Source organism: Rhodanobacter sp. KK11 (assembly GCF_033345435.1).
Lineage (GTDB): Bacteria > Pseudomonadota > Gammaproteobacteria > Xanthomonadales > Rhodanobacteraceae > Rhodanobacter.
In genome coordinates this window covers 178,385-192,113 of record NZ_JAWPMI010000001.1, presented here as the reverse complement: position 1 = coordinate 192,113, position 13,729 = coordinate 178,385, and the positions used below count along the sequence as shown (strand labels likewise).

Here is a 13,729-nt window from a genome sequence, read left to right as displayed (position 1 = left end):
TCCCCTGCTCGCAGGGGAGGGCTGGGGTGGGGTCCCCCTCCTGACCTCCCCCTGCTGCGCAGGGGGAGGGACCGGAAGCGGTGCTCAGCGCCACCTGCAGGGCTGAGGCGTCCTACCGGGCCGCCTCTAGCGGGAACCGTGCATGACGCTCAGCGCCAGGGCCACGCCTTCAGCTGGTACTCGTGCGGCGGCGTGTTGCCGGCCAGGTACTGCACGAAGTAGTCCCAGCGCCGGCGGGTGGCGTACGGGGTGGCCTCGGCGTAGCCGTGGTGGACGTTCGGGATCATCAACAGGTCGAAATCCTTGTTCGCCTTGATCAGCGCGTCGGCCACCAGCAGGGTCTGGTAGGGCGGCACGTTGTCGTCCATGGTGCCGTGCACCAGCATCAGCCGGCCCTTGAGGTTCTTCGCGAAGTTCTGGTTGGCCTGGGCGTCGTAGTTGGTCTTGCCGTCCTTGTCGGTGACCAGCAGGCCCTGCCACTTCTCGGCCCAGTCGTCTTCGTAGTTGCGGTTGTCGTGGTTGCCGCTCTCGGCCCAGCCGACCTTGAAGAAGTCCGGGTAGTGGAACATCGCCGCCGCGGTGGCGTTGCCGCCGCCGGAGTGGCCCCAGATGCCGACGCGGTCGAGGTCGATCCACGGGTATTTCTTGCCGAGTTCCTTGATGCCGAGCACCTGATCGGGCAGCGTGTTGTCCTCGATGTGCTCGAAGTAGGCGTCGTGGAACGCCTTGGAACGCCACGGCGTGCCCATGCCGTCGAGCGCGATCACGATGAAGCCCAGCTCGGCCAGCGCCTGGTTGTCGCCGTGCGCGGACAGGAAGCTGCGCCCGCGCACCGAACCGGTCTGCGGGCCGGGGTAGATGTAGTCGATGATCGGGTACTTCTTCGACGCATCGAAGTTCGACGGCTTGAACATCATGCCGTACAGGTCGGTCTTGCCGTCGCGGCCCTTCACCGTGAACGGGATCGGCGGCACCCAGCCGGCGGCCTTCAGTCGCGAGATGTCGGCAGTGGCCACGCTGGCCAGCTTGCGGCCGTCATCCGAGCTGCGCAACACGGTGACCGGCGGCGTGGTCGGGGTGGAATACGCATCGACGAAGGCCTTGCCGTCCGGCGACAGCGTGACGGTATGGTCGGCCGCTTCCGGCGTCAGCAGCACCGGCTTGCCGCCGTCCAGGCTGACCTTGAAGAACTGCTGGTAGTACGGGTTCACGCCCGCCGTGCGGCCGACGCCGCGGAACCATACGGTGCGTGTGGCCGGATCGACCTTGAGCACCTCGGTGACGTTGCCCTCGCCGGTGGTGATCGCGTGCTTGAGCTTGCCGGTCTTCAGGTCGTACAGGTACAGGTTGCCCCAGTTGTTGCGCTCGCTGAACCAGATCGCCTCGTTCGTCTCGGGCAGGTAGCGCCAGTTCACCGCGCCGTTGCCGCTCTCGTAGTAGGTCGGCACGACTTCCTCGAACACCGTGCGCACCTTGCCGGTGCTGGCGTCGGCGATGCGGAACCATTCGTGCTTGTGGTCGCGCGAGGTGGAAACGAAAGCCAGCGTCTTGCCGTCCGCCGCCCACTTCACGTCGTCCCAGCCGCCGTCGGGGCCGCAGCTGACGTCGTCGCACAGGCTGGAGCGGTGCTGGTCCGGCGGCATCTGCAGGCGCGTGACCTTCTTCGCGGCGACGTCGATGATGACGCGCTCGATCATCGTCACGTCCTTGTCGCCGACCAGCGGGTACTTCCACTTCTCCAGCTTCGGATGGCCGACGTTGGTGCTGACCAGATACATCTCGCCGGTCTTGCGCTGGTCCTGCTGGAAGGTGGCGATCTTCTTCGAATCCGGCGACCACTCCACGATCGCGTTGTCGGTGTGCTTCCAGCCGGCGTTGTCGGTGGCGTAGCCGAAGTCCTCCACGCCGTCGGTGGTGAGCTGGGTCTCCTGACCGCTGGCGACGTCGCGCAGCCACAGGTTCCAGTCGCGGATGAACGCCTCGCTCTTCTTGTCCGGCGACAGCGCGCCGGGTTCCTTGCCGGTCTTCACCAGCGTGGCGCGGTCGACGCAGCTCGCCTCGGCAGCGGCGAGGTCGCACACGTAGTGCTTGCTGCGCACGGCGATGTCGACCCGCCCGTCCGGCCGAACCTCGTAGCCGGTGACCGGCAGTTTTTTCGCATCGACCGGCTTGCCGCCGGCCTTGCCCAGCGCGGCGGCCAGCTTCGCCTGGTCGAACAGCGGCGCGGTCTTGCCGCTGGTCGCGTCCATCCGCACGAAATGGTCGCCGTCGGCGTCGTGGTCGACGTACCAGAAATGGCCGTCGTCCAGCCAGGTGACCTTCTGCACCGCGTGATCGACCAGCGGCGCGGTGTTGTAGCTCATGAAACGCTCCGCCCGCGCGTAGTCGTCGGCGCTCAGCGTGCGCGTCTGCGCCGCGACGCCGGACGACAAGGCGCCCATGACCAGCGCGCCGAGTACGCGTGAACTGCTGATTTTCAAACTCATGTTGCGTTCCCCTTGCGAAAGCGGATTTCTGCGATTGCCGACCCTGGCGCGGACTCACTCGAATACCCGATGCTAGCGCGGGCATGACCAATGGCACCCCTGCCATTGGTCCCGATTGACCCGCTCGAGCCGCCAGTGCGCCACCGCACGGAAGTGCCGCGCCCTGCGCTTGACGGACGGACGCCGGCCATCGCACGCTGCGCCAACCGTGCCCCCGGAGCCGCGTCATGTCGCAGCGCCTCAGAGTCATCGGCAACTACCTCTCGCCTTACGTACGCAAGGTGCTGGTGTGCCTTGAGCTGAAGGGGCTGGAATACGAAATCGACCCGATCGCGCCGTTCGTCGGCAACGACGAATTCACCCGGCTCAGCCCGCTGCGCCGCATCCCGGTGCTGGTCGACGGCGAACTGGTGCTCAGCGACTCCTCGGTGATCTGCCAGTACCTGGAAGACCGGCAGTCCACGCCGGCGGTCTACCCGCGCGACATCGCCGACCGTGCCCGCGCCCGCTGGCTGGAGGAATACGCCGACACGCGGCTGGCCGACGGGCTGATCTGGCGGCTGTTCCACCAACTGGCGATCAAGCGCCACATCTTCGGCGAGGCACCCAACGAGGCGGTGGTGCAGCATGCGCGCGAGGTGGAGATCCCCGCCGCACTCGACTACCTGGAAAAACAGCTGCCCGACGACGGCTTCGTGTTCGGCACGTTGTCGATCGCCGACATCAGCCTCGCCAGCTTCTTCCGCACCGCCTCGTTCGTGCGCTACGCGATCGATGCCGAACGCTGGCCGCTGATGGCCGCGCTGGTGGCGCAGGTGCAGGCGCTGCCGGTATTCCAGAAGCTGGCACGCTTCGAGGACTGCATGCTGCGCCTGCCGCTGGCCGAACAGCGCGGCGCCCTGCTCAGCGCCGGCGCCCCGCTGACCAGCGACACCCTCGGCACCAGTGCGCCGCGCCCCGGGCCGCCGCGCGCGTCGTAACTCCCTCGACATGCCCCTCCCCTGCTTGCAGGGGAGGGCTGGGGTGGGTTGCTTTTGGCTTCGCGGCAAGCCGGAGCAACCCCCCTGCCTGCAGGGGGAAGAGCCAAGGGCTGCGCATCGGCGCGCGGAGCGAGAACCGCTAAACTGCGCCGCATGAGTACCCCCGAACACTCCCCGCTCGGCAAGGACACCGTCTACGCCGAGCGCTACGATCCGCGCCTGCTGTTCCCGATTCCGCGCGCGGGCAAGCGTGCGGAGCTCGGCATCGCCGAATCGCTGCCGTTCCACGGCGTGGACGTCTGGAACGCCTATGAGCTGTCGTGGCTCGACCTGCGCGGCAAGCCGCGGGTGGCGCTGGCCGAGTTCCGCGTGCCGGCGGCGTCGCCGCACCTGATCGAGTCGAAGTCGTTCAAGCTTTACCTGAACGGCTTCGCGCAGGAGCGCATCGCCGATGCCGCCACCCTGGCCGCCACCCTGACGCACGACCTGTCCGCGGCGGCGGGTGCGGTGGTCGGCGTGCAGCTGCGCGACGCACGCGCCCAGGCACTGCCGACCGTCGACCTGGACGGCCATCTGCTCGACGACCAGGACCTCGTCATCGACCACTACGGCCCGCCGGATGCCGGTTTCCTGCAAGCCGACAGCAGCGCCACGCCGGTGGCGGAAACCCTGGTCTCGCACCTGTTGCGCTCGAACTGCCCGGTCACCGGCCAGCCCGACTGGGGCAGCGTGCGGATCGCCTACCGCGGCGCGCCGATCGACCATGCCGGGCTGTTGCGCTACCTGGTGTCGTTCCGCACCCACAACGAATTCCACGAGCAGTGCGTGGAGCGCATCTTCGTCGATCTCACCCAGCGCTGTGCGCCACGGCAACTCAGCGTGTACGCGCGCTATACCCGCCGCGGCGGGCTGGACATCAACCCGTTCCGCAGCAGTACGCCGGCCACGCCGGACAATCCGCGCACGGTGCGCCAGTAGCGGCGAAGCCCCCGCCGCATGTGCGCCGCGCGTTGCCGGCGCATGAAGGTCCGGCAGCCTGGACGCCGCCCGGTAATCCTCGCTTCAGATCGGCGGCGCTAGCCTCGTCGAGCCTGACCAACGCGCCCGGACGGCGCCGCGGCAGTCACCATGGACGGCCTCCGCCCATGATCGAGCCAGGAGTTCCCATGACACGTCCCATGCGTAACAGCGCGCTGTTGAGCACCGCCCTCGCCGCCCTGCTGCTCGGTGCCTGCGGCAAGCACGAGCCGGCCGTGTCGCCGACCGGCGCACCCGCCCCGGCCCACACGGCCGCCGCACCCGTATCGGCCCCAGCCCCGGCCGCCACCGCCGCGCAACCCGCGGCCGCCACCACGGCCGCCCATGCCGATGGCGCGGCAGCCGGCGCCTCGACAGCGCCCCTGCCCGCACCGCTCACCGTGGCCAAGCTGACCCTGGGCAGCGCGGTGAACGCCGAGCACCAGGTGATCCGCGCCAGCGACCGTTTCGCCACCAGCGACAGGACGCTCTACGCCAGCGTCGCCACCGAAGGCAGCAGCGGCGGCGCCACGCTCAACGCGAAGTGGAGCTACCTGGAAGGCCAGGGCCAGCTGGTCAGCAGCATCAGCCAGTCGATCGCCACCGACGGCCCCGCCATCACCACGTTCAAGGTGCAGAACCCCGACCTGTGGCCGGAAGGCAAGTACCGCGTCGAGATCTCGCTCGACGGCAAGCCGGTGGCCAAGCAGGATTTCCAGATCGGGAAGAGCTGAGCTCGCTCGATCCGGCATGCACACAAAAAGGCGCCCTCCAGGCGCCTTTTTGTTGACTCAGTGCCCGTCCAGCGCCCTGCGCCCGATCGCCGGAGCGTCGGTGAAGAACGCATCGATGCCGGTGGCCAGGTAGGTGCGGATCTCGGCGATGGCACCGGCCTCGTTGACATGGCGCGGGTCGATGCCCTGCCACAGGTCGCGCGGCAGGAAGTGGTTCTCGGGGCGGAAGGTGTACGGGTGCACCTCCAGGCCGGCGGCATGCGCGTCGTGCACCAGGCTGGTGGGCGTGCCGAGCAGGCGGTTGAACTCCAGCGGGATGATCGCGCGGATACTCGGCCCGATCGCATCCGCATACGTGGCGACCTCGCGCAGTCCGGCCGGCGTCATCATCCGTGCGTAGGTCAGCTTGCCGCCCGCCGCGGCCACGTCGTACGGTTGTCGCTCCGCGTCGCCGAGCAGCTGCAGCAGGCGGATGTTGCCGCGCGTGAAGTCGGCGAGCTTGCCGCGCAGATACTTCAGGTTGCCGATCTCGAACGACTGGATCTCCACCGGTGCCGTGCGCGTGTAGTCGTGCGCGGCCAGCGTGGCCAGCAGCTGGTCCTCCAGCGGCAGGCCGATGCGCCGGAAATAGCTGCCATGCTTGATCTCCGGGATGATCCCGATGACCCGTCCGCGCGCCCTCGACTCGACGGCGACCAGGTCGATGATCTCGTCCAGCGTGGCCAGCGGGAACCGGCCGTCGTACTGCGTGCTGCGCAGCTTCGACAGCCGTTCGCGCGCGCGCAGCGTCTTCAACTCGGCCAGGCTGAAGTCCTCGCTGAACCAGCCGCTCACCGCCTCGCCGTCGATCGTCTTGCAGGTCCTGCGCGCGGCGAACTCCGGATGGTCGACGACGTCGGTGGTGCTGCCGATCTCGTTCTCGTGACGCGCCACCAGCGCGCCGTCCCTGGTCGTCACCAGGTCCGGCTCGACGTAATCGGCGCCGTCGGCGATCGCCTGCGCGTACGAGGCCAGCGTGTGCTCCGGGCGCAGCGCACTGGCGCCGCGATGGCCGATCACCAGCACCTTGGCGGCAAGCGGTTTCTCGGCGGCGGCACGGGTGGCGGACATGGCGATTCCCGGAAGCAGGGCGAGGACCAAGCATAGGCGATGCACGCGGGCTCCCCGATCAATGCGCAAAAGGCAGGCCGGCGACATCATGCAGGAACTCGCGGCTGCGCCGGTGCGCCGACTCGACCGACTGCGAATGCGCCACCGCGGCGATCACATGCGCGCCGGCGTCGAAAGAATCCGCTTGCGATGAGCCGCGCCAGGCCACCCCGTTCACCGGGGCATCACGGCCGGTCCACACCGAGTGCCACAAAGTTGCGCGTCGGCGCCGGGAACAAGAAATTGCCTGGCCGGCCCAACTGCGTGAGGAAAAAATCATGAGTATCAACGAGCGACCCACCGGCTCCGAACCGGGCAAACAAAAGGGCGGCATCGGCTATGTCCTGCTGTGGTTCCTGGGCGTTCCCATTCCTCTGCTCATCTTGTTCGCTCTCTTGCGCGGTTGCGCCTGATCCATGCGTTGCGACCAAGCGCTTGTGCAATCGCCGAACGGGAGAGACGACCATGTCATTCGTGCCAGAAAGTCCTGCAAATATCGACAAACGAAATTTGCACCCGGCCATGAAGTTTCGCGCGGTGATCGCGGGTTGGCTGGTTGCGACGGGTGTGGCCGGGTTGCTTTACGTGGCCGGACTCGCATTGGGCTTTTCCAGTTTCGATGCGTGGAATGCCGCCGGGAGCGTCAAGGGCATCGGCACCGGCACGGCGCTTTGGATGATCATCACGTGGGCCGCCGCGCTCTTTCTGGGCGGCATGTTCGCGGCGTGGTTTGACGGCCGCAACGATGACACCATGGGCGCGCTTCACGGAGTGACGGTCTGGGGGCTTTCCGTAACCATGACCGCCCTTTGGCTGGCATTGGGCCTGGGGCACTCCCTGTCCGGGCACGGCGGCACGATGGGCATGCACGGAGCCGGGGACGGCCTGCGCAACCCGACAGCCACGGCAGGCGCAGGTGCGGTTGCGGTGCTGGATGCCAATATCGCGTTCTTGCTGAACGCGCACGTACGCGGTGATTCGACCCCGATCGTCGCGGCACTGATCGCCAACCATGACGACACGGCCAGCGCGCTTCTCGCCGCGGATACAGGCACGACACAGGCCAGCGCCGCGGAATCGTTGCAACGCCTGTCGCCCCAGATCAGGGCGGCGAGAGCCGAGGCGAAAATGACGGCGGATCGAACGACCCACTACCTGGCCATGACGTTGTGGATCGTCTTCATCAGCAGCTTCGCCGCACTGCTCGCGGCAGCTGTTGGCGGCTGGTTGGGCGCCTCCCACGTCCACCGCGTATATCACTTGCGCAAATACACGGTTCGTCCGAGACGTCTGACCTGACCGTATTGATGTCCTTGCGCTATCGGCACGAATCGGGCGAAACGCGACTTACGCCCTCTTGGCGTTTTTCAACCGCCGGTTGGCGGTCGGCGACCGCTTCGCGGTGCGCAGCCGGCGGCGCAGGAAGCGCAGGACGGCGGTTTCGAGCTGGCGCGGATGTGTGGCGACAGGCAACGGGATCGCTGCGTGCAGGCTGTCGTCCAGCCAGCCTTCGATGATCTGTGGATGGATGTACGAAGCGCGGCATACCGCCGGCGTATTGCCCAGGGCCGCCGCAACTTGCTTGATCGCCTCGGCCAGTGCCGCACGCTGGACCGGTTCGCCCTCCGCCGGCCGGGGTGTCCGGACCAGGATTCGCGCAGCCTCCAGCGTGCCGCCCCAGGTGCGGAAATCCTTGGCGCTGAAGTCACTGCCGCAAGCGGCGCGCAGGTAGCCGTTGACCTCGCCGGAATCGACTGGCCGCCGATGGCCGGCACCATCGAGATACTGAAAGAGTTTCTGACCAGGCAGTTGCTGCAGGTGTCGCACGACCCGTGCCAATCGGGTGTCGTCCAGTTCGGCCTCCTGCGTTTGCCCGCTCTTTCCGCGAAAGGTGAAGCGGAGCCGACCGCGTACGGTGCGTACATGGCGGGAGCGCAGGGTGGTCAAACCGTAGCTGTGGTTGTCCCGGGTATAGCGTTCGTTGCCGACGCGGATCAGGGTTTCCTCCAGAAGGCGCACGATCAGCGCCAGCACTTTTTCGCGCGGCAAACCGGGTTGCGCGAGATCATGGCGCACGTGCCGACGCAAGGTGGGCAGCAATGCGCCAAATTCCAGAAGACCGCCGAACTTGCCTTTATCCCGCAGCGCACGCCAGCGCGGGTGGTAGCGATACTGCTTGCGCCCGCGCGCATCGCGCCCTGTAGCCTGAAGGTGGCCGCTGGCGTGGGCGCATATCCAGACGTGCTCATACGCGGGAGGAATGGCGAGTTTGCGGATGCGTTCCAGTTCATCGCGTTCCGTGACGCGTCGGCCTTCGGCGTCGCGATAGATGAACGACTTGCCATGACGCACCCGACGGATGCCCGGCTCCAGATCGCTGACATAGGTCAGCCCCGCGATGCGTGCTTCGTTGCGGGACGACGGACTGGAATCGCGCTTGTTCGCCACAGCCGGAGTATCCGCACAGTCAGGGATTGCGCTGAGGCGGAGCCCTTGCGCTCATGGACGGCCGCCGGATCTGCCACGCGATGTGCGGCACCGTCGTCGATTCACCGGGCACGTTTCCGATCCGCAATACCGGAGAGCATTGAACGCGCGCTGCGATTCACGGCTGGCTCACACCCTCTTGCTCCATGTTACGCCGCATCGTGACCCGGAAAGATAGGCCGTGACATCCCCCTCCCCGCCACCAGGGCATGCCGGACGCGCAACCGTGCCCGCCGTGTACGTCGGCTGCGCCGGCTGGACGGTTCCAGCTGCCCACGCAGGCCGCTTCCCCGAGGGCGACAGCCATCTGCAGCGTTACTCGCTGGTCTTCAATTGCGTCGAGATCAACTCCTCGTTCTATCGCCCGCATCGGCCGGCGACCTACACGCGCTGGGCGGCCACGGTGCCGAAGGATTTCCGCTTCGCGGTGAAGATGCCCCGCGTCATCAGCCATCAGGCACGACTGCATGACTGCGCGCCCGCGCTGCGGACCTTCCTGGCCCAGGTCGATCAACTCGGCGAAAAACTGGGCTGCCTGCTGCTGCAACTGCCACCCGGCCTGGTCTACCAGCCCCGCGTGGCCCTGGCGTTCTTCGACGAGTTGCGCAGCTTGCACGAAGGGCCGGTGGCCTGCGAGCCGCGCCATGCCTCGTGGTTCGCGCCGGCAGTTGACCGCCACCTGAGAGACCACGGCATCAGCCGCGTCGCCGCCGACCCTGCACGCACGCCGCAGGCGGCGATACCGGCCGGTGACCCTGCGCTGCAATATCTGCGTCTGCACGGATCGCCGCGGATCTACTACGACAGCTACGCGGACGCGAGCCTGTGCCGGATTGCCCTCACGCTGCGCCAGGCTTCATCGCAAACCACCCGGCGTTGGTGCATCTTCGACAACACCGCGCTGGGCCACGCCACCTCCAACGCACTGGAACTGATCGACTGCTTGGGCGCCTCGAACTGCTCGGGTTGATCCCGTTCAAAAAGCTGTCGCCCGGATAAATCCCGTAGCAGCAGTTCGCGGACTTTTCACTCGGCCGGACGCATGTTCACCCCCCTTTGTGGAGGAACGATCGTGCTCCAGCTCAACCCACCTATCCCGATGAATACGCCCAAGGGTGAAGGCTTCGCCCATGTCTTGATCGACTATGGACCCGAGTCGGACCTGTACTGGACCGTTCTGATCACGGAGACGGGCGAGATATGGACATACGCAAACCGTCATGTGCGCGCGGCGAAGAACATTACGCTCGGGCGAACCAACCCGTCCGTCCCGATCGGGAATGATGTCTCGCCGGTCCCCATGCGGCCCCGTGTCGTGGACAGCCCCGAACGCTCATAAGCCGGTGCACGGCTGGCCGCCGGAATCGCGGCTGGCCGCACCGGACGCATGGCTTACCCTGCGCGGCCGCCCTGGTTTGGCGAGGGGCAGCAGCCTGGCCGGAGAGCGCGCTACCCGGCATGCGCGAGCCCAGACCGCTCGGCAGTGCCTGTTTTCCGCGATCACGCAGTCACGCCACTCCCAGCGAAGCCGTTGTCGATGCCGGAAGGCCCGTCCATAGTCATCTTGCGCGAGGAGGCTGCGAAGTTTGCCGGCCGCACGATCCAGCGCGCCGTGGGTAATGCGAAAATCGATCTTCCACGGCTGCTCGGGCGCGAGGTGCGCAGTTTGCGCAGCTTCGGCAAGCAGTTCCTGATCGAGTTGCCCGACCGGCTGGCCGTGCGCATCCACTTGCTGATGTTCGGCAGCTACCGCATCGACGAACGCAGAGATACCCCGCCCCGGCTGAGCCTGGGCTTCGACGACGGCGAGCTCAATTTCTACAATTGCTCGGTGCGCCTGCTCGAGGGCGACCTGGACGTGTTGTACGACTGGCGCGCCGACATCATGTCGGCCAGCTGGGATCCGGTACTGGCGCGCGCGAAGCTGCGCGCGATGCCGCAGACCCTGGCTTGCGATGCGCTGCTCGATCAGAACGTATTTGCCGGTGTCGGCAACATCATCAAGAACGAGGTGCTGTACCGGACCCGGATCCACCCGCTGTCCGTGGTCGGCGGACTGCCGCCGCGCAAGCTGCGCGAACTGGTTGAACAGGCGCGCGTCTACTCCTTCGAGTTCCTCGCCTGGAAAAGGGCCCACGTGCTGCGGCAGCACTGGCTGGTGCACAACCGCGGCCGCTGCCCGCGGCATGACATCCCCTTGCACAGGGCCTATCTGGGCAAGACCAACCGCCGCAGTTTCTATTGCGAACGCTGCCAGAAGCGCTACACCCGGGATTGAGCGATGCCGGGCTTCGCTTCGCGCCACGCAGCCTGCCACTGGACCAGCCGACCGCACGCGCGCCGCCAGTCCATCGCGGCGGCAGCGATCCCGCGGAGAGGACCATCTCGAGACCCAACACGCCAGCCACGACGAACGGATGCGCCGATCCGCAGCAAAAGACGTGGCCCTGTCGCTCAGCGCGTACCGAAATACCGGTCGCTCCCGTACCACGACCGCACCGAGTCAGGCACCAGCGCCTGCAGGTCCATGCCCAGCGCGGCGTAGGCGTCCAGCACGTCGCGCAGGACCTTCTCCACACGCCTGTCGCCTTCATGCGAAGGCACATTGAAATGCTCGTACTCGATCATCTCCAGCATGCGCGTCGACCAACCGAACAAGAGTTCGCTCCAGTCGGCGAAGCGCTCGCGCACCCATGAACTCAGCGGTGCGTGCAGCAGGAATCCCTGCTCCTCGCAAACTTGCCGCGCCAGCACGTCCACCTGCGGAGACACGCCGCGGAACCATTCGGTATGTCCAGCCGCGGATCGCGGCACCACCAGCGGCGCAGGGGCGCGCTGGTCGGCGAAAGTGGTGATGAACAGGCGCTCGATGCGCCGCGCGTCATGCAGGTGATCGGTGCGGATCAGCAGGCCTCGCTCCAGGTCGAAGAACTCGAAGAAGCGCCGATGGAGGGTGCGGAACCGGTCAACGGGATCGCGCGAAAAGCCCACTTTCAGGATGTCCTCGTGCCGGCACGGCAGCACGTAAACGAACGTGCGTCCGCGACTGGCAAAGCGCGGGTAGATTGCCTCCTCGTCCACGACAACACCTTCCTCCAGGCGCCTCTTTCATGGCCGCACCGTGACGCGGCCGCCGCGCCCACACGGGCACGAATCATGGAAGAACCGGAGCAAACGGCTGCGCCATGACGATGACCAAGAGGCGTCGGGCAGGCCTGAAGTGTCCTCCGACACTCGTCTGCATGGCGTGCAAAACGCCGTTGCCGAAGAGTCCGCTTCCGGTGCCGCATGCAGTCTTTGAACAACTCCATGCCGCAGCCGTCACGCCGGATGTCCTTCACTGGCCGTGCATTTCGCAGCCCAACCTGGGACCACAACCAGGATCCCCCCAAGGAGAAAACACTCCCATGAGCAACGACCACGATATCAAGACGCTGAACAGCCTCATCGAAACCACGCTGGACAGCGCGGACGGCTACGCCGAGGCGGCCAAGGACGCCAAAAGCGCGCAACTGATTTCGCTTTTCACGGCACGCGCCACCGAGCGCCGTGCGATTGCCTCCACGCTGCAGCAACGCGTGCGCTCGCTGGGCGGCAAGCCCGAAGAGGACGGCACCGTGCTCGCTTCCGCACATCGCATGTTCGTGAACCTGCGTACCAGCCTCACCTCGAACGACAATACCGCGGTGGTGGACGAGGTTGAACGCGGCGAGGACCACATCAAGGCCAAGTTCGAGGATGCGATGAAGGATACCAAGGTTTCTCCCGGGACCATGTCCGCCATCGCCGAAGCCTACACCTCGGTACGCAGCGGCCACGACCAGATGAGGGATATCAAGAAGGTCATGCACGCCGTCAAGTAGACGTTCGCGCGCGCAGGACGGGCGGGAAATGCCGCCCGTCCTGATTGCCTGCCGGGTGTTCAGCTGGCCTTGCGGACCGGCGATCGTTTCCCGGGTGCCTTCTTTGCACTTGCCTTTTTCGCCGGCGCTTTCTTCGCGACGGCTGTTTTTCCTGTTGCCGTCTTGCGTGCCGGTTTCGCCTCGGCCTTTTTCGCCGGCGTGCGTTTCTTGCTGGCCAGGCTCTGTTGCAGCAGGGCCATGAAATCCACCACGTTGGTGGCAGCGTTTTCCGGCATCTGCGCCTCCTCATCGGCCGGCGGCGTGACCACGCCCTTGGACTTGAGTCGCTTCTCGATGACCTTGCGCAGGCGATCGCGGAATTCGTCCCGGTAGTCACCGGGTTTCCACTCGCCGCTCATCGAATCGATCAGCTGTTCGGCCATCTGCAGTTCCTTCGGCGAGATGCGGTGTTGTGATGCCGCGCCCTCGGGGATCTTGTAGTCGCTTGCGTCGACCAGCTCCTGCGGGTAGCGCAGCAGCATGAGCATCAGCGCGTCGCCCTTGGGCATCACGGCCGACAGGTATTCGCGTGTGCGGATCACCACGCGCGCAATGCCTATCTTGCCGGTGCGCTTGAGTGTCTCGCGAAAAAGCACATAGCCCTTCTCCGCCTTCTTGCCCGGCACCAGCACGTACGGCTTCTCGAAATATTCCGGCCCGATCGAATCGACGTCGACGAAGGCCTCCACCTCGACCGCCTCGCGTCCCTCCGAGGCGGCCGACTTGATATCTTCCGGCTCCAGCACGACGTAACTGCCCTTCTCGTACTCGAACGCCTTGACGATTTCCTTCCACGGCACCTCCTCGCCGGTCTCCGCGTTGACGCGCTCATAGCGCACCGGCGTGTTGCTGCGGCTGTCCAGCATGCGGAAATGCAGGTCGACGCTGCGTTCGCCCGGCATCAGCGACACCGGCACGTTGAGCAGTCCGAATGACAGTGTTCCGGTCCAGATGGGGCGGGCCATGATGTGCGC

General features: G+C 66.4%; 15 protein-coding genes. 9 read left to right on the top strand and 6 right to left on the bottom strand.

All coding sequences use genetic code 11. From position 1 onward, the window contains the following. Nucleotides 1-149: 149 nt before the first annotated feature. Entirely contained in the window at nucleotides 150-2,486 is a 2,337-nt protein-coding gene (locus R5H19_RS00835; RefSeq protein ID WP_318157077.1) for a DPP IV N-terminal domain-containing protein, read from the bottom strand. A 227-nt stretch (nucleotides 2,487-2,713) separates the two neighbouring features. On the opposite strand from R5H19_RS00835, the gene R5H19_RS00830 reads away from it, so the two are divergent. From R5H19_RS00830 to R5H19_RS00820, 3 genes are all read left to right on the top strand, one after another. After that, nucleotides 2,714-3,466, top strand: a complete 753-nt coding sequence (locus tag R5H19_RS00830; protein ID WP_318157076.1) for a glutathione S-transferase family protein — start codon at nucleotides 2,714-2,716, stop codon at nucleotides 3,464-3,466. Nucleotides 3,467-3,619: 153 nt separating this feature from the next. Beyond that, nucleotides 3,620-4,444 (top strand): NADPH-dependent 7-cyano-7-deazaguanine reductase QueF, encoded by an 825-nt coding sequence (gene queF, locus R5H19_RS00825; protein WP_318157075.1) that lies wholly within the window; start codon nucleotides 3,620-3,622, stop codon nucleotides 4,442-4,444. 188 nt (nucleotides 4,445-4,632) lie between these two features. Next, entirely contained in the window at nucleotides 4,633-5,217 is a 585-nt protein-coding gene (locus R5H19_RS00820; protein ID WP_318157074.1) for a hypothetical protein, read from the top strand. A 57-nt stretch (nucleotides 5,218-5,274) separates the two neighbouring features. Here the strand turns inward: R5H19_RS00820 and R5H19_RS00815 are convergent, their stop codons facing one another. Together R5H19_RS00815 and R5H19_RS00810 are read right to left on the bottom strand one after the other, a co-directional pair. After that, nucleotides 5,275-6,327, bottom strand: a complete 1,053-nt coding sequence (locus R5H19_RS00815) for a glycerophosphodiester phosphodiesterase (RefSeq protein WP_318157073.1) — start codon at nucleotides 6,325-6,327, stop codon at nucleotides 5,275-5,277. 58 nt (nucleotides 6,328-6,385) lie between these two features. Beyond that, nucleotides 6,386-6,646, bottom strand: a complete 261-nt coding sequence (locus R5H19_RS00810) for a hypothetical protein (RefSeq protein WP_318157072.1) — start codon at nucleotides 6,644-6,646, stop codon at nucleotides 6,386-6,388. Between R5H19_RS00810 and R5H19_RS00805 the strand changes: the two genes are divergently transcribed. Both R5H19_RS00805 and R5H19_RS00800 read left to right on the top strand, forming a co-directional pair. Further along, nucleotides 6,645-6,779 carry a hypothetical protein gene (locus tag R5H19_RS00805; RefSeq protein WP_318157071.1) on the top strand — a complete coding sequence of 45 codons (135 nt, stop codon included), beginning with the start codon at nucleotides 6,645-6,647 and terminating at the stop codon, nucleotides 6,777-6,779. The genes R5H19_RS00810 and R5H19_RS00805 overlap by 2 nt on opposite strands. Nucleotides 6,780-6,831: 52 nt before the next feature. Continuing rightward, nucleotides 6,832-7,665, top strand: coding sequence for a hypothetical protein (locus tag R5H19_RS00800; RefSeq protein ID WP_318157070.1), 834 nt, complete (start codon nucleotides 6,832-6,834; stop codon nucleotides 7,663-7,665). Nucleotides 7,666-7,713: 48 nt separating this feature from the next. Here R5H19_RS00800 and R5H19_RS00795 read toward each other — a convergent pair whose 3' ends face one another. Next, nucleotides 7,714-8,814, bottom strand: coding sequence for a DNA topoisomerase IB (locus R5H19_RS00795; protein WP_318157069.1), 1,101 nt, complete (start codon nucleotides 8,812-8,814; stop codon nucleotides 7,714-7,716). A gap of 274 nt (nucleotides 8,815-9,088) precedes the next feature. Here R5H19_RS00795 and R5H19_RS00790 point away from each other — a divergent pair, with 274 nt between their 5' ends. From R5H19_RS00790 to R5H19_RS00780, 3 genes are all read left to right on the top strand, one after another. Then, on the top strand, nucleotides 9,089-9,823 hold the full coding sequence (locus R5H19_RS00790; RefSeq protein WP_318158126.1) for a DUF72 domain-containing protein: 735 nt from the start codon (nucleotides 9,089-9,091) through the stop codon (nucleotides 9,821-9,823). Nucleotides 9,824-9,925: 102 nt separating this feature from the next. Continuing rightward, the gene (locus R5H19_RS00785; RefSeq protein WP_318157068.1) at nucleotides 9,926-10,192 is read left to right on the top strand and encodes a hypothetical protein; all 267 of its coding nucleotides are present in this window, start codon (nucleotides 9,926-9,928) and stop codon (nucleotides 10,190-10,192) included. Between the two features lie 198 nt (nucleotides 10,193-10,390). After that, nucleotides 10,391-11,131, top strand: coding sequence for a DNA-formamidopyrimidine glycosylase family protein (locus tag R5H19_RS00780; RefSeq protein WP_318157067.1), 741 nt, complete (start codon nucleotides 10,391-10,393; stop codon nucleotides 11,129-11,131). Between the two features lie 176 nt (nucleotides 11,132-11,307). On the opposite strand, the gene R5H19_RS00775 is transcribed toward R5H19_RS00780, so the two are convergent. Next, on the bottom strand, nucleotides 11,308-11,934 hold the full coding sequence (locus tag R5H19_RS00775; RefSeq protein WP_318157066.1) for a GIY-YIG nuclease family protein: 627 nt from the start codon (nucleotides 11,932-11,934) through the stop codon (nucleotides 11,308-11,310). Between the two features lie 326 nt (nucleotides 11,935-12,260). Here R5H19_RS00775 and R5H19_RS00770 point away from each other — a divergent pair, with 326 nt between their 5' ends. Then, nucleotides 12,261-12,716 (top strand): PA2169 family four-helix-bundle protein, encoded by a 456-nt coding sequence (locus tag R5H19_RS00770; protein WP_318157065.1) that lies wholly within the window; start codon nucleotides 12,261-12,263, stop codon nucleotides 12,714-12,716. A 59-nt stretch (nucleotides 12,717-12,775) separates the two neighbouring features. Here R5H19_RS00770 and R5H19_RS00765 read toward each other — a convergent pair whose 3' ends face one another. Further along, nucleotides 12,776-13,720 (bottom strand): Ku protein, encoded by a 945-nt coding sequence (locus R5H19_RS00765; protein ID WP_318157064.1) that lies wholly within the window; start codon nucleotides 13,718-13,720, stop codon nucleotides 12,776-12,778. Between the last annotated feature and the right edge of the window lie 9 nt (nucleotides 13,721-13,729).